The following is a 19,244-nucleotide window of genomic DNA, read 5'->3' on the forward strand; positions in this document are numbered from 1 at the left end:
TCCGAAAGTAATAGCAGGGCAACGGATTTTAGATGACGTTGTGAGAAGGCTTCTGATTTTGCTCAGACAATGCTTCGAGTCTGAGAAGTTCGTTAAAGCTTTCGATGGCAACTTCAACCTGGTCATCCTTAGGTTCCTTTGTGGTTAACAGCTGAAGCCAAAGTCCCGGGTACCCAAGTAATTTCAGACCGGGAATGTCACGCACTTTGTTTGTCAGCTGCAGAACTTCAAAGGATAGACCAAGCACGACCGGTATCAGTGCGACACGATCTATAACACGCAGCCAAAGCGGATCTGTCGGAACGAGTAAATAAACAAACATGCCGACAATAATCGTAAATAAAATAAAGCTTGATCCGCAGCGGTAATGAAGCCGAGATTGGTTTTGGACATTCTCCACAGTAATTGGCAAATTCTGTTCATAACAGTTTATGACTTTATGTTCGGCTCCATGATATTGAAACACTCTTTTAATAAGCGGTGTCATGGACAAAAAATAGATGTAACCGAGCAGCAAAATCAACTTAAACAGGCTTTCAACCGCGATTTGCGCCGTGTCCGAGGAAAAAATCGGCCTTGTCAGTTCCGCTAAGAAAACTGGAACCAATGTAAATACGAATTTACTGAACAAAAATGATAGGACGCCTATAACTGCGAGGCTGAGATACATAGACAGCCCGGAGGATTTTTTTTCTTCCTGCTCAAGTGTCTCGTCTTCAGATGGATCGAGCCCGTAACGTTCGCTTGAAAAATTCAAATGCTTTGTGCCGTTTGCACTCGCTTCGATAATGGCCGCGATCCCCCGTAAAAACGGTATCTTTTTCACGATGTTCAGTTTCGGGTTGTGTTTGCGTGGAAGCTTAAAAAAGTCAATGCTTCCATCCGTTCTTCTGATGGCTGTAACGTAATGATGCTTTCCGCCAAACATAACGCCTTCCACAACAGCCTGCCCGCCGTAAGCGGGCGGAACTTTATGTTTTGACATATTATCAACCTGCCTATTTCTTTAGGATTGCTAACCATTTCCTTTCACTCTATTGTACAGGAAACAGCGCTAAACCTCTAGATTGACAGGCTGAAAAAATTGCCATAGCCTTGCTTTTTCTACATGCATTATACCCGTTATTTTCAAATTTTACTCGCAGCTGTCAAAAAGTGTGAGCTTTTTTATTGACATTTCATTTTTTGGGCACACTTTAACTGGAGGTGCCATGATGACAAGCGAAAAAGATACAGAACAAAATGAAGAATTGAATGAGAAGCAAAAGCCGCCTGTTTCAATGGCCGGCAGGGTGGCGGCAACAGGTTTTTGCGGAGGCGTACTTTGGAGTTTCGTTGCTTATATCGCATATTTGTTTCATTTTTCCGAAATCAGCCCGAATATGATATTGCAGCCGTTTGTGCTTGGAGAGTGGAAAAAACATGGGCTGGGAACGGTAATCAGCATCATTTTGATTGGAGTAATTTCAATTGGCGCAGCGTTTCTTTATTTTCTTCTATTGAAACGTTTAAAAACAATGTGGCCGGGTATTTTATACGGCTTGGTGCTTTGGCTGCTCGTGTTTTTTGTTTTTAATCCGATTTTTCCAGATGTGCGCACGGTGACCGAACTGACATCAGATACAATTATTACGACCATTTGCATTTATTTGCTTTACGGGCTGTTTGTCGGGTATTCCATTTCATTTGAATACAATGAGCTGAATTCGGAAAAGCTTGCACGTGCGCTGGGAATGCATAGAGAATAGTGTATAATCCTTTTCCAGTATGATAAAATGTTCACGAGAAGTGAACATTTTTTACATGAGAAACCCTCGCGAAAAGGAGAGATTATGTGCCTCATTTTTTGATTTTGAACGGACCGAATGTTAACCGGCTTGGGAGTCGTGAGCCTGAAGTATTCGGCGGCCAGACACTGACCGATATTGAAACAGATCTTTTTCAGTTTGCTGAAGCCTTACATATCCAGCTCACTTTCTTCCAGTCTAATCACGAAGGTGATTTGATAGATGCGATACATGAGGCTGAGGAGCAATACAGCGGGATTGTTCTGAACCCCGGCGCCCTGAGTCATTATAGCTATGCGATCAGGGATGCTGTTTCAAGCATCAGTCTTCCTGTGGTAGAGGTGCATTTATCAAACTTATACGCCAGGGAAGAATTCAGGCATCAGTCGGTTATCGCTCCTGTTGCGAAAGGGCAGATTGTCGGTCTTGGAGCTGAAGGCTACAAGCTTGCTGTTCGCTACTTATTAAGCCAGCAAGGGGGAGAATCAAGATGAAGCTAGAGAAATTAAGAAACCTGTTTGGACAGCTGGGAATTGACGGCATGCTGGTTACAAGCAGCACGAATGTACGCTATATGACAGGGTTTACAGGTTCGGCGGGTTTGGCTGTTATATCGGGTGACAAAGCAGCGTTTATTACGGATTTTCGTTATACTGAGCAGGCGAAGGTTCAGGTAAAGGGTTTTGAGATCATTGAACATGGCGGCAGCTTGATTCAGACCACTGCCGACACTGTTGAATCGTTTGGCATCAAGCGTCTCGGCTTTGAACAGAACAGCATGACATATGGCACTTACGCTTCATACAGCGCCGTTATCAGTGATGCCGAATTAGTGCCTGTGGCTGAATCCGTGGAAAAGTTGCGCTTGATTAAGTCTAGTGAAGAGATTAAGATATTAGAGGAAGCTGCGAAGATTGCAGATGATGCCTTCAGACATATCTTGACGTTTATGAAACCCGGCATTTCTGAAATCGCTGTTGCCAATGAGCTGGAGTTTTATATGAGAAGCCAGGGAGCAGACAGCTCTTCTTTTGATATGATTGTCGCCTCAGGCCTTCGTTCGAGCCTTCCGCACGGTGTGGCCAGTGACAAACTGATTGAAAGCGGAGACCTTGTTACGCTTGATTTTGGCGCTTATTATAAAGGATATTGTTCTGATATTACCCGGACGGTCGCTGTAGGTCAGCCCAGTGATCAATTGAAGGAGATCTATCAGGTTGTATTTGATGCTCAGGCGCTTGGCGTCGCACATATTAAGCCGGGAATGACAGGAAAAGAGGCTGACGCCCTCACAAGGGATCATATTGCTGCAAAAGGCTACGGTGACTATTTCGGCCATTCAACCGGGCACGGGCTCGGCATGGAAGTTCATGAATCGCCGGGATTATCCGTCAGATCTTCAGCTATCCTTGAACCGGGTATGGTGGTCACAGTGGAGCCGGGCATTTACATACCAGAAACAGGCGGTGTCCGCATTGAAGATGACATCGTGATTACAGAAAACGGCAACCGGACAATCACCCATTCCCCAAAAGAACTTATTATTTTGTGATTGGAATATAGGAGGACATTAAACATGATTTCAGTTAACGATTTCCGTACAGGATTAACAATTGAAGTAGATGGCGGCATTTGGCGCGTCGTTGACTTCCAGCACGTAAAACCTGGAAAAGGTGCGGCATTTGTCCGCTCTAAACTCCGCAACCTTCGCACTGGCGCGATTCAGGAAAAAACATTCCGCGCTGGTGAAAAAGTAGCGAAAGCGCAAATCGAAACCAAAACAATGCAATATCTATATGCAAACGGAGATCAGCACGTATTTATGGATACTTCTTCTTATGAGCAGCTTGAACTGAGCGCAACTCAAATCGAAGAAGAATTAAAATACCTGCTAGAAAACATGTCTGTGCATATCATGATGTACCAGGATGAAACACTTGGTATCGAACTTCCAAACACAGTTGAGCTGAAAGTTGTTGAAACTGAACCTGGTATTAAAGGTGATACAGCGTCAGGCGGTACAAAACCTGCGAAAACTGAAACCGGGCTTGTTGTAAACGTGCCGTTCTTTGTGAATGAAGGCGACACACTTGTTGTCAATACATCAGACGGTTCTTACGTTTCAAGAGCATAGAAAGAAAAAAAGAAGTCTGTTCCCAAATGGGAGCAGGCTTTTTTTGTGCCCAAAAACAGAATCTTTCTTTTATACGAAAATGACAAGACTACTTCAGCAAGCTAGAGCATATCATATAAAAAAATGGGAGGTTGGGAGAGTGCTATGAAATTTTTACTTGGAAATATCAATTCTACTGTTTTAACAATGGCGGGATTACGAGTTTTATCCTCTATGATTGAGCTGACGGCAGCAATTGTCATGCTTGTGACCAACGATGTCCGGAAGGCGGTTGTGGTTAACAGCATTCTCGCTATTGTCGGTCCGTTGATTTTTATCATTACGATGACTGTCGGAATCTACCAAATTGCCGGGCAGCTTTCGTATGCAAAGCTGATTCTGATTTTTACGGGTGTTGTCTTGATTTTGGCGGGTGTTCATAAATAAAGAGAGGCTTGTCATAAAGTCTGCCTCACATCATACATTTTAAAGAAGCCAATCGGTAGAAAGGAGGAGGCTCTGTTGAATGAAATCGCTGAGGTTCTCCCTGAATCCATGAAAAACGCCCTTTCTGAAATACCGGAACAACAATGGCTGGAAATCGAAGAAGTCAGAATTCGGATCAACCGCCCTGTTGAATTGATTCGAAGAGGACAACCTGTGTATTTGTCCTATGCGGGCACGGCCGAGGATGCCCATCTGATCCTGAGCCGGCTCAGCAACTATAGTATGTATACACTTGAAGAAGAGCTGAAGAAAGGGTATGTCACGATCAGAGGCGGCCACAGAGTCGGACTGGCGGGCAGAGTGATTACGGAAAACGGAGGTGTGAAAGGCCTCCGTGACATCGCATCTTTTAATATACGAATTGCCCGGCAAAAGCTGGGGATTGCGGAGCCGCTGCTTCCATACTTATATCAAAGCAGCTGGCTGAATACGCTGATTATCGGACCGCCCCAAACCGGCAAAACAACACTTCTCCGGGACCTTGCGAGGCTCTCAAGCACCGGCAAAAAACCCATGCTGCCCGTAAAGACAGGAATCGTCGATGAACGGTCAGAAATTGCCGGATGTCTTCGCGGTATTCCGCAGCATCAATTTGGTCAGAGAATTGACGTGTTAGACGCCTGTCCAAAAGCTGAAGGGCTGATGATGATGATTCGATCCATGAGCCCTGAGGTGATGATTGTCGATGAAATCGGGCGTATGGAAGATACAGATGCACTTCTGGAGGCGTTGCATGCCGGTGTTTCAGTAATCGTATCGGCGCATGGCTGGAGTATATCCGACCTGATGAAGCGGCCTTCATTGAAGCGTTTGTGGGAAGAAAGAGCCTTTGACCGCTATTTGGAATTATCAAGAGCAAAAGGGCCGGGCACAGTGAGCCAAATTTATGACAAAGACGGAAATGTGCTGTCTAGGACGACGGGCGTGAAAACATGCTGAAGCTGCTGGGCGCTGTATTCATTGTGGTAGCGACAACATGGACAGGTTTTGAGATGGCGAAGATTTATACAGAACGGCCGCGGCAAATCCGCCAGCTGCGTGCGGCGCTTCAATCCCTCGAGGCTGAAATCATGTACGGCCATACACCGCTTCATACTGCTTCACAGCAGATTGCCAAACAGCTCGCACAGCCTGTTTCAGCTCTTTTTTCCGCATTCAGTGATCAGCTGGACAAGGGAAGTGATTCCGCGAAAACGGCGTGGGAGCAAAGCTTAAAGAAGGTATGGGACACCCTGTCTTTGAAAAAAAGCGAATACGAAGTGCTGAAGCAGTTTGGCGAGACGCTCGGGATTCATGATCGAATCTCTCAGCAAAAGCACATCAAGCTGGCGCTGTCACATTTGGAAGCCTCTGAAGCGGATGCTGAGCAGGCGCAAGCGAAAAATGAAAAGATGATAAAAAGTTTGGGCTTTTTAGCGGGCTTGTTACTCATTCTTCTATTGATGTAAACGTGAGGGGAGCAAAAATAAAATGGGAGTAGACGTGAATGTCATATTTCAAATCGCCGGAGTGGGAATCGTGGTCGCTTTTTTACACACGATATTGGATCAGATGGGCAAGAAAGAATATGCTCAGTGGGTGACGCTGTTAGGTTTTATCTATATTTTATTTATGGTCGCCACGATTGTAGATGACCTATTTAAAAAGATAAAAGCTGTGTTTTTATTCCAAGGATAGGGGGGCTTGCAGATTGACATTGTTCAAATTGTAGGTTTAGGGCTGATCGCCACCTTCCTTTCTTTAATTGTAAAAGAACAAAAGCCGACTTTTGCGTTTTTAATCGTCGTTTTTGCCGGATGTGCCATTTTTCTTTATTTGGTAGACCAAATCTACGACATTATTCGAATGATAGAAAAAATTGCGATTAATGCAAATGTCAACATGGTCTATGTTGAAACCATTTTAAAGATTATCGGAATCGCCTATATTGCTGAATTCGGGGCACAGCTCACAAAAGATGCCGGTCAAGGAGCCATCGCCTCGAAAATAGAATTGGCGGGGAAAATTTTAATACTCGTAATGGCTGTGCCTATTTTAACCGTCATTATCGAAACGATTCTCGGACTTATACCTTCTATGTCATAACCGAAAGGAGGTGGTAGATTGAAGCGCTTTCAATGGGTTTTGCTTTTGGCCGTGCTGATCATAGCAGGCCGTGCAGAAATTGTACAAGCAGCTGGTAATGCAGAACAAACGGAAGACCATGCTGAAACAGCCGAGCAATTAGCGGAAAGGACAGCAGCCTCGCTTGAAACAGATAAGATCGGGGAATTTTGGAATGACATTATGACAGAATACGGCGGACTGCTGCCGGAAAGCCAAAAAGGCAGCTTAATGGAGTTTATCAATGGCGATAAATCATTCTCACCGCAAGAATGGCTGAAAGCTCTCTTTTCTTATTTGTTTCATGAAGTGCTTGCCAACGGAAAGCTGCTGGGCACATTGATTTTGCTCACGATTTTTTGCGTCATTCTGCAGCTTTTGCAAAATGCTTTTCAGCAAAGCACCGTCAGTAAGGTCGCTTACTCAATTGTGTACATGGTGCTGATTATCCTTGCGCTTAATAGCTTTCATGTGGCAATTAACTATGCAACTGAGGCGATTCAGACGATGACCAGCTTTATCCTGGCGCTCATTCCGCTCCTCTTGGCGCTTTTGGCTTCCTCAGGCGGAGCTGTATCTGCTGCCTTCTTTCATCCTGTTATCCTCTTCCTGATGAACACGAGCGGTCTCTTGATTCAGAATATCGTCATGCCGCTGATTTTTTTATCAGCGATTCTGAGCATTGTCAGCACGATGACTGAACAATACAAAGTAACGCAGCTGGCCAACCTGCTCAGAAATATCGCCATCGGAGCACTGGCTGTTTTTCTTACCATCTTTCTCGGCGTCATCTCTGTTCAGGGAGCCTCAGCTGCAGTGACAGACGGCATTACGCTCAGGACGGCTAAATTTATAACCGGAAATTTTATTCCTGTGCTTGGCCGAATGTTTACAGACGCAACAGATACAGTAATCAGCGCCTCTTTACTGCTGAAAAATACGGTAGGGATTCTCGGTGTCGCTATTTTGATCTGTATCGCGGCATTTCCGGCAATCAAAGTGCTTTCCCTCGCTTTTATTTATAAGCTGGCAGCCGCGATTCTTCAGCCGCTAGGAGGCGGGCCCGTCATCACCTGCCTCGACGTCATCAGCAAAAGCGTCATTTATATTTTTGCAGCTCTCGCCATTGTGTCTCTCATGTTTTTTTTAAGCCTTACTGTCATAATCACAGCCGGAAACCTCACGATGATGATGAAATGAAGGAGGCAGGCGAATGAGTTTTTTAACGGAATGGCTTACCACCATCGTGTTGTTTATCCTATTTGCAATTGTGATTGATATGCTGCTGCCGAGCTCCAGCATGCAAAAGTACGCAAAAATGGTAGTCAGCCTGCTCTTGATTGTCGTCATGCTTACGCCGATTTTTAAACTTTTCAAGACAGACCCCGAAGTCATCTTTGAATACCTCACAAAAAACGGGCAGTCAGAGTCTGCCGACATAAAAAATCAAATCAATTCAAAAAAAATAGAAATACAAGCTTCCCAGCGCGCATATATTCTAGAAGAAATGGCTGTCCAACTAAAAAAGAAAGCGGAGGAGAGATTCAGTCATGATGAATATAAAGTAGGCCGCATCAAACTCACGGCAGGAGAAAAGGTAGATTCAGAAGAGGATATTAAAACAATCAGCGTGTATATGGCCCCGTCTTCTGAAAAAACGGTCCAAACGGTCGCGCCGGTCCACATTGATACAGATCATGCATACGTAACAAAAGAAGCAGCCGAACAAAAAGAAGCCAAACAGATACAAACGCAGCTCGCGGACATTTGGGAAATCGGAAGTGAGAAAATTACGGTTCATATGGAAGGCGGGGAGAGTGTCGGCAATGAATAAAAACGGATTATGGAATGTATTGAAAAAGCAGTTTCTTCCGGGACAAACGAAGGACGGCGAAAAGCCGAAGCTGACCAAATATCATTACTTTCTATTCGTTTTTGTTCTCGGAGTTTCCTTTATGCTTGTCAGCCAGCTGTTTTCTTCACCTGAGAAAACAGAAAACGCCAAAACGATAACGGCCGTATCATCGCAACATTCCGCAGACAGCAAAGAGAAAACAGCTGAAGTGTTTAAAGCCTCAAAATCTGATAAACCTAAAGACTCGATCGATGACTATGAAAAAGAATACGAAAATCAGCTGAAAGAAATCCTTGAAACAATCATTGGTGTGGACGATGTCTCGGTTGTCGTGAATGTAGATGCAACGTCGCTGAAAGTATACGAAAAAAACAAATCAAACAAAAATACAACCACCGAAGAAACTGACAAAGAAGGCGGAACAAGAAGCGTTACAGACCAAACATCGGAGGAAGAAATCGTCATGATCAAAAACGGCGATAAAGAAACACCTGTCGTCGTCCAAACGAAAAAACCTGATATACGCGGTGTACTCGTTGTTGCTCAAGGAGTGGACAACGTTCAAATAAAACAAACCATTATCGAAGCGGTGACACGGGTCCTGGATGTTCCAAGCCACCGGGTTGCGGTTGCCCCTAAAAAAATAAAGGAGGATTCATAAATGCTTAAAAAACAAACCGTTTGGCTATTAACAATGCTCAGTCTTGTCGTGGTGTTAAGCGTCTACTATATCATGTCGCCGGAAAGCAAAAACGCCGTGCAGATGCAAAGTGAAAAAAGCGCGTCTGACAGCGGAGAGGTCGCAACTGAAAAAGCGCCTGCCAAGCAAGACACGAAGGAAAAAAGCGGTACAGAAACTGAAAAAGGAAAAGAAGATGGAACAAAGGGAACGAAAGATTCATCAGCAGACAAGGAAACATCCGCTGAAGCCAGTGAAAAAGGAACTGTTGTTACGGAAACAGCCGATGATGATCTGTTTACAACGTACCGTCTTGATTTAGAAGATGCCAGAAGCAAAGAAAGAGAAGAGCTGAATGCCATTGTGTCAAGCGATGATGCAACAGCCAAGGAGAAAAGCGAAGCATACGATAAAATGACGGCTCTCAGTGAAGTGGAAGGAACAGAAAAACAGCTTGAAACGCTGATTAAAACACAAGGTTACGAGGATGCGCTTGTTAATGCTGAAGGAGATAAAATCAATATTACAGTCAAATCAGACAAACACTCCAAATCGAAGGCGACAGCCATTATAGACCTTGTGGCAAAAGAAATCAAAACAATGAAAGATGTCGCTGTCACATTTGAACCATCCAAGTAAGAAAGAGGAAAAAGAAGCCCGCTAAACAAGCGGGCTTTTTGCGTTGCTGTCATATTAGAGTTGAATTCAAAAGTCCGCTCCTGTAAGATGAACATAGTATGTACTTTTAGTAGTAACCTATAAAAAAGAAATTTCATACATAGGAGTGCGATTGAATGTTAAATATCAAAGAAATCCACGAGCTGATTAAAGCAATTGACGAGTCTACAATTGACGAATTCGTATATGAAAATGAAGGTGTATCCTTAAAACTGAAAAAACACGAAGCAGGCACGGTTCAAGTCATGCAGCAGGCACCGGCAGCACCTGTACAAGCACAGGCTCCGCAGGCAGTTCAGCCGCAAGCGCAGCAAGCAGCGGCACCTGCCCAAGAAGCACCAAAGCAAGATGAGAATCTGCATAAAATCACTTCACCAATGGTAGGAACATTTTATGCTTCTTCATCACCGGAAGCTGGCCCGTATGTAACAGCCGGTTCAAAAGTAAATGAAAACACAGTTGTCTGCATTGTAGAAGCAATGAAGCTTTTCAACGAAATCGAAGCAGAAGTGAAAGGCGAAATCGTTGAAGTATTAGTAGAAAACGGCCAGCTGGTCGAATACGGACAACCTCTATTTCTTGTAAAAGCGGAGTAAGGAGACTGAACATGATTAAAAAGCTATTGATCGCCAACAGAGGAGAAATTGCTGTCAGAATCATCAGAGCCTGTAGAGAGCTCGGAATTGAGACTGTCGCTGTTTATTCAGAAGCTGATAAAGATGCCCTTCATGTTCAAATGGCCGATGAAGCTTTTTGTATCGGACCGAAAGCATCAAAAGACAGCTATTTAAACGTTACAAATATTGTGAGTGTTGCAAAGCTGACTGGCACGGACGCCATTCATCCGGGATACGGATTTTTAGCTGAAAATGCTGATTTCGCTGAATTATGTGAAGAAGTGAATGTCACGTTTGTCGGCCCGAGCGCTGACGCCATTTCAAAAATGGGAACAAAAGACGTTGCGCGGGAAACGATGAAACAGGCCGGCGTGCCAATCGTACCGGGTTCACAGGGAATTATAGAAAATGTGGAAGAAGCGGTTTCGCTTGCTAATGAAATTGGGTATCCTGTAATTATAAAAGCCACCGCAGGCGGAGGCGGAAAAGGAATTAGGGTTGCCCGCACTGAAGAGGAACTGATTAATGGCATTAAGATTACACAGCAGGAAGCGGCAACTGCATTCGGAAATCCAGGTGTATACATCGAAAAATACATAGAAGATTTTCGCCACGTTGAGATCCAAGTGCTTGCTGATAACTACGGAAATACGATCCATTTGGGCGAACGCGACTGCTCGATCCAAAGACGCCTGCAAAAGCTTTTGGAAGAATCACCATCTCCTGCCCTTGATTCAGAAATCAGGGAGCAAATGGGAGATGCAGCGGTAAAGGCTGCAAAAGCGGTTGGCTATACAGGTGCTGGAACAGTTGAATTTATCTATGACTACAATGAACAGCGCTATTACTTCATGGAAATGAACACGAGAATTCAGGTAGAGCACCCAGTCACAGAAATGGTGACGGGAACTGACCTGATCAAGGAACAAATCAAAGTGGCATCAGGAATGGAACTGAGCCTCAAGCAAGAAGATGTTGAATTTGAAGGCTGGGCCATCGAATGCCGAATCAACGCAGAAAACCCAAGTAAAAATTTCATGCCGTCACCTGGTGAAATTAAAATGTACCTGCCTCCTGGCGGTCTTGGTGTCCGTGTTGATTCAGCTGCGTACCCTGGCTATTCCATCCCACCGTACTATGACAGCATGATTGCAAAGGTCATCACATACGGAAAAACGAGGGATGAAGCGATTGCCCGCATGAAGCGCGCATTGAGCGAATTCGTCATCGAAGGCATTGAGACAACAATCCCTTTCCATTTAAAACTGCTTGAACACGAAACATTTGTGAGCGGAGAGTTTAATACGAAATTTTTAGAAACATATGATGTAATGGGCTCATAATTTTTACGGAGGTGAATTGAATGAAAGACAACAGCTTGCTTAAAATGGATCACGAAGATACGCATTTGGGTAAGGTTGAGATTGCACCGGAGGTCATTGAGGTCATTGCCGGCATTGCAGCATCAGAAGTTGATGGGGTTGCCGAAATGCGCGGAAACTTTGCGACAGGCGTCGTCGAGCGCTTTGGCAAAGTGAATCATGGCAAAGGTGTCAAAGTCGACCTGGCGGATGACGGAATTACGATCGATGTATACTGTGTCGTTACATTTGGCGTTTCGATTCCGAAAGTTGCAGCATCCGTTCAGGAAAACATTCGTCAAACCTTATTAAATATGACGTCTCTTTCGATTAACGAGATCAATATTCACATCGTCGGCATTCAATTTGACACAAAAGCCCAAGAAGTCCAAATCGACGAAGAAATGTAAATGGCTTAACACGAAACCAAGGGGAGGGCGGCCCTTTGGTTTTTTTACACGTTACCCTTTATTTCAAAGCATGAAGAAAGCCGGCTTACATAGCCGAGTTTCTTCATGAACGTGAAATCCGAATAATCATATTAAGGTGTGTGAAAATATTCGGTAATAGGGTAAAAAACCTTGATTTCAATATGCGGATACGAAAAAAATATGTTATGATCTCTTTGTGGCTTAACGACAAGCGGATAAAGAGGATCAAAGGAGAAAGAAAATGAAAAGAAGAACAGCAAGAGAAAAAGCTTTGCAGGCACTATTTCAAATTGATGTCAGCGATATTGCAGTGAATGAAGCCATAGAACACGCACTGGATGAAGAAAAAACAGATCCTTTCTTTGAACAGCTTGTACACGGGGTATTGGAACACCAAGACCAGCTGGATGAAATGATCTCCAAGCATCTGGTGAATTGGAAGCTCGATCGGATTGCCAATGTTGACCGTGCGATTTTGCGCCTGGCAGCATATGAAATGGCATATGCCGAAGACATTCCGGTGAATGTCTCCATGAACGAAGCGATTGAGCTGGCAAAACGGTTTGGTGATGACAAAGCGACAAAGTTTGTAAACGGGGTTCTTTCTAACATTAAATCTGATATTGAACAATCATAGGAGGAAAGAAAATGACTGCAACAATCATCGACGGAAAAGAAACGGCTAGAGAAAAACGCGAACAATTGGCAAAAGAGGTAGAAGAGCTTAAAAAGCAAGGCGTCACTCCCGGACTGGCGGTTATTTTGATTGGAGATGATCCTGCTTCTCACTCTTACGTGCGAGGAAAGAAAAAAGCGGCAGAAACAATGGGAATGAATTTCAAGCTCGATCAATTTGACAGCAGCCTCACAGAAGCTGAACTGCTTTCCATTATTGATCAATATAACCAAGACCCTGAGTTTCATGGCATTCTCGTTCAGCTTCCGCTCCCAGACCATATTTCTGAAAAAGCGGTGATCGAACGTATCTCCCCTGATAAAGATGTAGACGGTTTTCATCCGTTAAACGTAGGGAAAATGCTGCTTGGCGAAGATACGTTTCTTCCTTGCACGCCTCATGGAATTGTTGAGCTTTTGAAGAAAACCAATATTGACCTTTCCGGTAAAGAGGTTGTTGTAGTCGGCCGAAGCAACATTGTCGGCAAACCTGTCGGCCAGCTTTTATTAAATGAAAACGCGACGGTTACTTACTGTCATTCAAGAACAGAAAATATTACTGAACATACGAAAAAAGCGGACATCCTGGTGGTGGCAGTCGGCAGAGCCAACTTCATCAGTGCAGACCAGATCAAAGAGGGCGCTGTTGTCATTGACGTCGGCGTTAACCGTCTGGAAAACGGAAAGCTTTGCGGAGACGTTGAATTTGAAGGGGCAAAGGAAAAAGCGTCCTTCATCACGCCGGTTCCGGGCGGAGTAGGTCCGATGACCATCACGATGCTTGCGCATAATACTGTTAAATCTGCGAAACGTACGTTATCATAGATAATTGGAGATATTCACAGGCGAAATGTTTGCCCGCCTTGAATATGAGCACGATACCCGCTTCTTCAGGCTCCTAAAGCCAGGGCGGGTTTTCTTTAGTTATGGTGCAGGAATGCTTAGGAGAGGAGTTTTTAGACATGGGTGAAGCAGCGTATGTGACCGTCTCAGCGCTGACAAAGTATATAAAACGAAAATTCGATGTAGATCCTCACCTTGAAAATATTTGGATTAAAGGCGAATTGTCGAATGTAAAGATACACACACGAGGGCATATTTATTTCACTTTAAAAGACGAAAACGCAAGAATGCAGTCGGTGATGTTCGCGAGACAAAGCGAGCGTCTGCCTTTTAAACCTGAAAACGGAATGAAAGTGCTGGTAAGAGGCGGAATTTCCGTATATGAACCGAGCGGAAACTATCAATTATATGCCAAAGAAATGCAGCCTGACGGGGTTGGAGCGCTTTATTTAGCGTACGAAGAATTAAAAAAGAAGCTTGCCGGAGAAGGTTTATTTGACGACCGCTACAAAAAACAAATCCCCGCATTTCCAGCCACAATCGGGGTTGTGACATCTCCAACGGGTGCCGCTGTCAGAGACGTTATTACAACTCTAAAAAGAAGATATCCCCTTGTAAAAGTCATTGTTCTTCCAGCGCTCGTACAAGGTGAAAATGCGAGCAGATCCATCGTTACGCGCATTGAAGAGGCAAATGAAAAAGAGATTTGCGACGTATTAATTGTCGGGAGAGGCGGCGGTTCGATAGAAGAACTGTGGGCATTCAATGAAGAAATTGTAGCACGCGCCATCTTTGCTTCCAATATTCCGATTATATCGGCAGTCGGACATGAGACGGATTTTACGATCAGTGATTTTGTCGCCGATATCAGAGCTGCGACGCCGACAGGAGCAGCTGAGATTGCTGTGCCTCATACCACTGATTTAATCGAACGGACAAAAACAGCGGAAGTCAGAATGACAAGAGCAATGCAGCAGCATCTCGGCCAGAAAAAAGAACGGATACAAACGCTGCAATCGTCCTATGCCTTTCGTTTTCCAAAGCGTTTGTATGCGCAAAAAGAGCAGCAGTTTGACCTCGCGTACCAGCAGTTTCAAGCACAGCTGACCGCTCTTTTAGATCGGAAAAGCAGACAGCTGGAGCGTGAAACGTACAGATTAGAGGCACTGCATCCTCATGAACAGCTGAAACAAGCAAGAACACGATACCAGGAACAAACAAATCAGCTGAGAAAAAATATGAATATCCAAATGAAGCAGCTGCATTCCCAATTTCAAACCGTTCTTGGCAAGCTGAATGCACTAAGTCCTCTTCAAGTGATGGAGAGAGGATACAGCTTGGCTTATAAAGAAGATAAACTCATTAAAAGTGTCAGTCAAATAGAAGAGCAGGACCGGCTTGAAGTCAAGCTGAAGGATGGCGTGCTGACCTGTGAAGTATTAGAAAAGAGAGGGGAAGAAAAATGACAGACGTGAAAAAAAATGAAAACATGACATTTGAAGAAGCGATGAAAGGGCTTGAGAGCATTGTATCAAAGCTTGAAGAGGGAGATGTGCCTCTAGAGCAAGCCATTAACTATTTCCAAGAAGGCATGGCTCTGTCAAAAATGTGCCATGAAAAGCTGCAAAAAGTCGAAAAGCAAATGGACTTCATTTTAAAAGAAGACGGCGAACTGGCACCTTTCAGTGTTCAGGAGGAAGACGAAGGTGACAAATAAATTAACGAGCTTTCTGGCGGACCGGAAAAAAACAATTGAAAATCAGCTTTCTGTCTATACAGAAAAGCTTGATATGCCGGACTCATTAAAGAAGTCTATGCTGTATTCTCTACAGGCCGGCGGAAAGCGGTTGCGGCCTCTGATTGTACTGGCTGTTTTAAACGCATATGGAAAAAGCGAAAAAGACGGCATTCCGGTGGGCTGTGCTGTCGAAATGATTCACACGTATTCGTTAATTCATGATGATCTTCCATGCATGGATGATGACGATTTGCGCCGTGGGAAGCCGACAAACCATAAAGTGTTTGGTGAAGCGACGGCAGTATTAGCGGGTGACGGGCTGCTCACAGAAAGCTTTAAGCTGATTACCTCCCACGTGTCAGACGAGGTGTCAGCAGAAAAGCGCCTGCGGCTTGTGAATGAACTGATTTCAGCGGCAGGCACCGAAGGCATGGTCGGTGGGCAAGTAGCTGATATGGAAGCGGAAAACCGACAAGTCACGCTTGAAGAGCTCGAATCCATTCATGAACGGAAAACTGCCAAGCTCCTTGGCTTTTGTGTAATCGCCGGTGCTATTTTGGCTGATGCGCCTGAGGAAGACATTGAAACACTGCGTACCTTCAGCAGCCACATTGGAATCGGATTTCAAATCAGAGACGATATTTTAGATTTAGAAGGCAGTGAAGAGAAAATCGGCAAACGTGTCGGCTCGGATACCACAAATGACAAATCGACATACCCGTCGCTTCTTTCATTGGAAGGGGCCAAACATAAATTGGATGTTCATATAAAAGAGGCGAAGCGATTGATCGGCGGACTCTCTCTTCAAAAAGACCTTTTATATGAGCTTTGTGATTTAATTGCGGCAAGAGATCACTAAAACGATCCTAATTTGAAGCGGCTGCACGAGATATGGTAAAATGTAAGCAGTTTATATGAAAAATGAAAAGGAAAAGCGCGTTTGTCTTTTTTTATGTCTGAGATTATTGTCAGCTCGGCATGCAAAAGACATGTATCATTGCAGAAATTCATGCTGAAAGTGAGTTGATCCGCTTTGGATCTTTTATCAATACAGGACCCGTCGTTTTTAAAAAACATGTCCATTGATGAATTAGAGAAATTAAGTGATGAAATCCGTCAGTTTTTAATTACAAGTTTATCCGCTTCTGGCGGCCACATCGGCCCAAACTTAGGTGTCGTAGAGCTTACTATTGCTCTGCATAAGGAATTTAACAGCCCGAAAGACAAATTTTTATGGGATGTAGGCCATCAATCGTATGTCCATAAGCTGCTGACAGGACGCGGAAAAGAATTTGCGACGCTTCGCCAGTACAAAGGGCTTTGCGGATTTCCAAAGCGGAGTGAAAGCGAGCACGATGTTTGGGAAACCGGGCACAGCTCGACTTCTCTGTCAGGCGCGATGGGAATGGCAGCTGCCCGTGATATTAAAGGAACGGATGAATATATTATTCCGATCATTGGTGACGGCGCGCTGACCGGCGGAATGGCGCTCGAAGCCCTTAACCACATCGGCGACGAGAAAAAAGACATGATTGTCATCCTTAATGATAATGAAATGAGTATTGCGCCGAATGTCGGTGCCATTCACTCTATGCTCGGACGGCTCCGTACTGCGGGGAAATACCAGTGGGTTAAAGATGAGCTTGAATACTTATTTAAAAAGATTCCGGCAGTTGGGGGCAAGCTTGCCGCCACGGCGGAACGAGTCAAAGACAGCCTGAAATACATGCTCGTCTCCGGAATGTTTTTCGAGGAGCTCGGTTTTACGTATTTGGGCCCGGTGGACGGACATTCTTATCATGAGCTGATTGAGAATCTTCAATACGCCAAAAAAACGAAAGGCCCTGTTCTTCTGCATGTCATCACGAAAAAAGGGAAGGGGTACAAACCGGCTGAGACCGATACGATTGGGACATGGCATGGTACCGGACCATATAAAATTAATACCGGTGACTTTGTAAAGCCGAAAGCCGCAGCTCCTTCGTGGAGCGGTCTTGTCAGCGGAACTGTGCAGCGAATGGCGCGCGAGGACGGACGCATTGTAGCCATTACGCCGGCTATGCCTGTCGGTTCAAAGCTTGAAGGTTTCGCAAAGGAATTCCCTGACCGGATGTTCGACGTAGGAATCGCAGAACAGCATGCCGCAACGATGGCGGCAGCTATGGCAATGCAGGGTATGAAGCCGTTTTTGGCGATTTACTCAACCTTCCTGCAAAGGGCATATGACCAAGTTGTCCATGACATCTGCCGCCAAAACGCCAATGTGTTTATTGGAATTGACCGTGCAGGACTCGTTGGCGCTGATGGAGAGACACATCAAGGCGTGTTTGATATTGCGTTTATGCGCCACATTCCAAACATGGTCTTAATGATGCCGAAAGACGAAAATGAAGGCCAGCACATGGTTCATACAGCACTTAGCTATGACGAAGGCCCGATAGCGATGCGTTTTCCGCGCGGAAACGGACTCGGCGTAAAAATGGATGAACAGTTGAAAACGATTCCGATCGGTACGTGGGAGGTGCTGCGTCCGGGGAACGATGCTGTCATCTTAACATTCGGCACAACAATCGAAATGGCGATTGAAGCAGCCGAAGAGCTGCAGAAAGAAGGCCTTTCCGTGCGCGTTGTGAATGCGCGTTTTATTAAGCCGATTGATGAAAAGATGATGAAGAGTATCCTAAAAGAAGGCTTGCCAATTTTAACAATTGAAGAAGCGGTCTTAGAAGGCGGTTTCGGAAGCTCGATTTTAGAATTCGCTCATGATCAAGGTGAATATCATACTCCGATCGACAGAATGGGTATACCTGATCGGTTTATTGAACACGGAAGTGTAACAGCGCTTCTTGAGGAAATTGGACTGACAAAACAGCAGGTGGCAAATCGTATTAGATTACTGATGCCGCCAAAGACACACAAAGGAATTGGATCATGACGTCAAAGAAAGAACGATTAGATGTATTATTAGTGGAAAGAGGGCTGGCGGAAACGCGTGAAAAAGCCAAAAGAGCCATTATGGCGGGGATCGTCTATTCAAACGAAAACCGCTTGGACAAGCCTGGAGAAAAAATTGACCGCGACCTTCCGTTAACTGTCAAAGGAAACCCGCTGAGGTATGTGAGCAGGGGCGGCTTAAAGCTCGAAAAAGCGTTGAAGGAATTTCCCGTCTCTGTCAAAGATAAAATTATGATTGATATTGGCTCCTCCACCGGCGGTTTTACGGACTGCGCTTTGCAAAATGGAGCTAAACAGTCATACGCTGTGGATGTAGGCTATAATCAGCTTGCATGGAAGCTTAGACAGGATGAACGGGTCGTCGTGATGGAACGGACGAACTTTCGTTATGCAACACCGGCAGACTTTACAAAGGGCATGCCGGAGTTTGCCACAATTGATGTGTCCTTTATTTCACTGCGGCTCATCCTGCCTGTCCTAAGGACTTTACTCGTACCGGGCAGCGACTGCATGGCTCTAGTTAAGCCTCAGTTTGAAGCGGGACGGGAATCCGTCGGCAAAAAAGGGATTGTCAGAGATCCTAAAGTGCATGCTGATGTGCTCAAGCGAATGATCAGTTTTTCTGCCGCTGAAGGCTATATCTGTAAAGGCTTGTCATTTTCTCCAATCACGGGAGGAGACGGAAATATTGAGTTTCTCCTTCATTTGCATTGGCCGGGAGAGGGACAGGAAGGTCAGGAGCTGCCGGAAGAAGAGATCATGCGCGTTGTAGAAGAAGCACATAAGACGTTAAAAGAAAAAAAAGCAGATGTACCGGAATAATAGGGCGCTATTATTCCTTTTTTCTGCATTCATGTACAATGTGCAGAGAATCATATAACATAAAAGAACAGATAAGCTTG

The 19,244-nt window shown here is 44.7% G+C and carries 24 protein-coding genes; 23 read left to right on the top strand and 1 reads right to left on the bottom strand.

Going from position 1 to position 19,244, the window contains the following annotated elements; translation table 11 throughout:
- Positions 1-28: 28 nt before the first annotated feature.
- Positions 29-985: a DUF1385 domain-containing protein gene (locus tag FB592_RS14150; RefSeq protein ID WP_032726146.1), complete on the bottom strand. Its 957-nt coding sequence runs from the start codon at positions 983-985 to the stop codon at positions 29-31.
- Between the two features lie 226 nt (positions 986-1,211).
- Here FB592_RS14150 and FB592_RS14155 point away from each other — a divergent pair, with 226 nt between their 5' ends.
- The 23 genes from FB592_RS14155 (at position 1,212) to FB592_RS14265 (ending at position 19,164) form a co-directional block, all read left to right on the top strand.
- Positions 1,212-1,748: a YqhR family membrane protein gene (locus FB592_RS14155; RefSeq protein WP_003230222.1), complete on the top strand. Its 537-nt coding sequence runs from the start codon at positions 1,212-1,214 to the stop codon at positions 1,746-1,748.
- 86 nt (positions 1,749-1,834) lie between these two features.
- Positions 1,835-2,281, top strand: a complete 447-nt coding sequence (aroQ, locus tag FB592_RS14160; RefSeq protein ID WP_120028359.1) for a type II 3-dehydroquinate dehydratase — start codon at positions 1,835-1,837, stop codon at positions 2,279-2,281.
- Complete coding sequence (gene papA / locus FB592_RS14165; RefSeq protein WP_014480240.1) at positions 2,278-3,339, top strand: aminopeptidase PapA; 1,062 nt, start codon at positions 2,278-2,280, stop codon at positions 3,337-3,339. Before aroQ ends, papA begins: the two co-directional genes overlap by 4 nt.
- A 24-nt stretch (positions 3,340-3,363) precedes the next feature.
- Complete coding sequence (gene efp / locus FB592_RS14170) at positions 3,364-3,921, top strand: elongation factor P (RefSeq protein WP_003226377.1); 558 nt, start codon at positions 3,364-3,366, stop codon at positions 3,919-3,921.
- A gap of 144 nt (positions 3,922-4,065) precedes the next feature.
- Positions 4,066-4,347, top strand: a complete 282-nt coding sequence (locus FB592_RS14175; RefSeq protein WP_004398639.1) for a YqhV family protein — start codon at positions 4,066-4,068, stop codon at positions 4,345-4,347.
- 75 nt (positions 4,348-4,422) lie between these two features.
- Entirely contained in the window at positions 4,423-5,346 is a 924-nt protein-coding gene (spoIIIAA, locus tag FB592_RS14180; protein ID WP_015714242.1) for a stage III sporulation protein AA, read from the top strand.
- Complete coding sequence (gene spoIIIAB / locus FB592_RS14185) at positions 5,340-5,855, top strand: stage III sporulation protein SpoIIIAB (RefSeq protein WP_014480238.1); 516 nt, start codon at positions 5,340-5,342, stop codon at positions 5,853-5,855. The genes spoIIIAA and spoIIIAB overlap by 7 nt, the downstream gene beginning before the upstream one ends.
- Before the next feature lie 22 nt (positions 5,856-5,877).
- Entirely contained in the window at positions 5,878-6,084 is a 207-nt protein-coding gene (gene spoIIIAC, locus FB592_RS14190; RefSeq protein ID WP_003153142.1) for a stage III sporulation protein AC, read from the top strand.
- A 6-nt stretch (positions 6,085-6,090) separates the two neighbouring features.
- On the top strand, positions 6,091-6,492 hold the full coding sequence (gene spoIIIAD / locus FB592_RS14195; RefSeq protein WP_003230228.1) for a stage III sporulation protein AD: 402 nt from the start codon (positions 6,091-6,093) through the stop codon (positions 6,490-6,492).
- 18 nt (positions 6,493-6,510) lie between these two features.
- On the top strand, positions 6,511-7,710 hold the full coding sequence (spoIIIAE, locus tag FB592_RS14200) for a stage III sporulation protein AE (RefSeq protein ID WP_003230230.1): 1,200 nt from the start codon (positions 6,511-6,513) through the stop codon (positions 7,708-7,710).
- A 13-nt stretch (positions 7,711-7,723) separates the two neighbouring features.
- Complete coding sequence (gene spoIIIAF / locus FB592_RS14205) at positions 7,724-8,344, top strand: stage III sporulation protein AF (RefSeq protein ID WP_003230233.1); 621 nt, start codon at positions 7,724-7,726, stop codon at positions 8,342-8,344.
- Positions 8,337-9,026, top strand: coding sequence for a stage III sporulation protein AG (gene spoIIIAG / locus FB592_RS14210; protein ID WP_014477307.1), 690 nt, complete (start codon positions 8,337-8,339; stop codon positions 9,024-9,026). Before spoIIIAF ends, spoIIIAG begins: the two co-directional genes overlap by 8 nt.
- Positions 9,027-9,683, top strand: coding sequence for a stage III sporulation ratchet engulfment protein SpoIIIAH (gene spoIIIAH / locus FB592_RS14215; protein WP_003230250.1), 657 nt, complete (start codon positions 9,027-9,029; stop codon positions 9,681-9,683).
- 155 nt (positions 9,684-9,838) lie between these two features.
- The gene (gene accB, locus FB592_RS14220; RefSeq protein WP_003230252.1) at positions 9,839-10,318 is read left to right on the top strand and encodes an acetyl-CoA carboxylase biotin carboxyl carrier protein; all 480 of its coding nucleotides are present in this window, start codon (positions 9,839-9,841) and stop codon (positions 10,316-10,318) included.
- Positions 10,319-10,329: 11 nt separating this feature from the next.
- Positions 10,330-11,682 carry an acetyl-CoA carboxylase biotin carboxylase subunit gene (gene accC / locus FB592_RS14225; protein ID WP_003230253.1) on the top strand — a complete coding sequence of 451 codons (1,353 nt, stop codon included), beginning with the start codon at positions 10,330-10,332 and terminating at the stop codon, positions 11,680-11,682.
- 20 nt (positions 11,683-11,702) lie between these two features.
- On the top strand, positions 11,703-12,110 hold the full coding sequence (gene yqhY, locus FB592_RS14230) for a fatty acid biosynthesis protein YqhY (protein ID WP_003230254.1): 408 nt from the start codon (positions 11,703-11,705) through the stop codon (positions 12,108-12,110).
- 262 nt (positions 12,111-12,372) lie between these two features.
- The gene (nusB, locus tag FB592_RS14235; protein ID WP_003230256.1) at positions 12,373-12,768 is read left to right on the top strand and encodes a transcription antitermination factor NusB; all 396 of its coding nucleotides are present in this window, start codon (positions 12,373-12,375) and stop codon (positions 12,766-12,768) included.
- A gap of 11 nt (positions 12,769-12,779) precedes the next feature.
- The gene (folD, locus tag FB592_RS14240; protein ID WP_003230259.1) at positions 12,780-13,631 is read left to right on the top strand and encodes a bifunctional methylenetetrahydrofolate dehydrogenase/methenyltetrahydrofolate cyclohydrolase FolD; all 852 of its coding nucleotides are present in this window, start codon (positions 12,780-12,782) and stop codon (positions 13,629-13,631) included.
- Between the two features lie 137 nt (positions 13,632-13,768).
- Positions 13,769-15,115, top strand: a complete 1,347-nt coding sequence (gene xseA / locus FB592_RS14245; RefSeq protein ID WP_015251733.1) for an exodeoxyribonuclease VII large subunit — start codon at positions 13,769-13,771, stop codon at positions 15,113-15,115.
- The gene (locus tag FB592_RS14250; protein WP_003226409.1) at positions 15,112-15,366 is read left to right on the top strand and encodes an exodeoxyribonuclease VII small subunit; all 255 of its coding nucleotides are present in this window, start codon (positions 15,112-15,114) and stop codon (positions 15,364-15,366) included. The genes xseA and FB592_RS14250 overlap by 4 nt, the downstream gene beginning before the upstream one ends.
- Complete coding sequence (locus FB592_RS14255) at positions 15,356-16,246, top strand: polyprenyl synthetase family protein (protein ID WP_003230262.1); 891 nt, start codon at positions 15,356-15,358, stop codon at positions 16,244-16,246. Before FB592_RS14250 ends, FB592_RS14255 begins: the two co-directional genes overlap by 11 nt.
- Positions 16,247-16,420: 174 nt before the next feature.
- The gene (dxs, locus tag FB592_RS14260) at positions 16,421-18,322 is read left to right on the top strand and encodes a 1-deoxy-D-xylulose-5-phosphate synthase (protein WP_015384069.1); all 1,902 of its coding nucleotides are present in this window, start codon (positions 16,421-16,423) and stop codon (positions 18,320-18,322) included.
- Positions 18,319-19,164 carry a TlyA family RNA methyltransferase gene (locus FB592_RS14265; RefSeq protein ID WP_003230264.1) on the top strand — a complete coding sequence of 282 codons (846 nt, stop codon included), beginning with the start codon at positions 18,319-18,321 and terminating at the stop codon, positions 19,162-19,164. The genes dxs and FB592_RS14265 overlap by 4 nt, the downstream gene beginning before the upstream one ends.
- Positions 19,165-19,244 lie beyond the last annotated feature (80 nt).

The sequence above is a fragment of the Bacillus sp. SJZ110 genome (genome assembly GCF_006715455.1).
GTDB lineage: Bacteria > Bacillota > Bacilli > Bacillales > Bacillaceae > Bacillus > Bacillus subtilis.

Excerpts from the sequence above, each read along its gene's own strand:
- FB592_RS14150 (WP_032726146.1), bottom strand. The coding sequence starts at position 985 with ATGTCAAAACATAAAGTTCCGCCCGCTTACGGCGGGCAGGCTGTTGTG.
- FB592_RS14155 (WP_003230222.1), top strand. The coding sequence starts at position 1,212 with ATGATGACAAGCGAAAAAGATACAGAACAAAATGAAGAATTGAATGAG.
- papA (WP_014480240.1), top strand. The coding sequence starts at position 2,278 with ATGAAGCTAGAGAAATTAAGAAACCTGTTTGGACAGCTGGGAATTGAC.
- efp (WP_003226377.1), top strand. The coding sequence starts at position 3,364 with ATGATTTCAGTTAACGATTTCCGTACAGGATTAACAATTGAAGTAGAT.
- FB592_RS14175 (WP_004398639.1), top strand. The coding sequence starts at position 4,066 with ATGAAATTTTTACTTGGAAATATCAATTCTACTGTTTTAACAATGGCG.
- spoIIIAB (WP_014480238.1), top strand. The coding sequence starts at position 5,340 with ATGCTGAAGCTGCTGGGCGCTGTATTCATTGTGGTAGCGACAACATGG.
- spoIIIAC (WP_003153142.1), top strand. The coding sequence starts at position 5,878 with ATGGGAGTAGACGTGAATGTCATATTTCAAATCGCCGGAGTGGGAATC.
- spoIIIAF (WP_003230233.1), top strand. The coding sequence starts at position 7,724 with ATGAGTTTTTTAACGGAATGGCTTACCACCATCGTGTTGTTTATCCTA.
- spoIIIAG (WP_014477307.1), top strand. The coding sequence starts at position 8,337 with ATGAATAAAAACGGATTATGGAATGTATTGAAAAAGCAGTTTCTTCCG.
- spoIIIAH (WP_003230250.1), top strand. The coding sequence starts at position 9,027 with ATGCTTAAAAAACAAACCGTTTGGCTATTAACAATGCTCAGTCTTGTC.
- accB (WP_003230252.1), top strand. The coding sequence starts at position 9,839 with ATGTTAAATATCAAAGAAATCCACGAGCTGATTAAAGCAATTGACGAG.
- accC (WP_003230253.1), top strand. The coding sequence starts at position 10,330 with ATGATTAAAAAGCTATTGATCGCCAACAGAGGAGAAATTGCTGTCAGA.
- yqhY (WP_003230254.1), top strand. The coding sequence starts at position 11,703 with ATGAAAGACAACAGCTTGCTTAAAATGGATCACGAAGATACGCATTTG.
- nusB (WP_003230256.1), top strand. The coding sequence starts at position 12,373 with ATGAAAAGAAGAACAGCAAGAGAAAAAGCTTTGCAGGCACTATTTCAA.
- folD (WP_003230259.1), top strand. The coding sequence starts at position 12,780 with ATGACTGCAACAATCATCGACGGAAAAGAAACGGCTAGAGAAAAACGC.
- xseA (WP_015251733.1), top strand. The coding sequence starts at position 13,769 with ATGGGTGAAGCAGCGTATGTGACCGTCTCAGCGCTGACAAAGTATATA.
- FB592_RS14250 (WP_003226409.1), top strand. The coding sequence starts at position 15,112 with ATGACAGACGTGAAAAAAAATGAAAACATGACATTTGAAGAAGCGATG.
- FB592_RS14265 (WP_003230264.1), top strand. The coding sequence starts at position 18,319 with ATGACGTCAAAGAAAGAACGATTAGATGTATTATTAGTGGAAAGAGGG.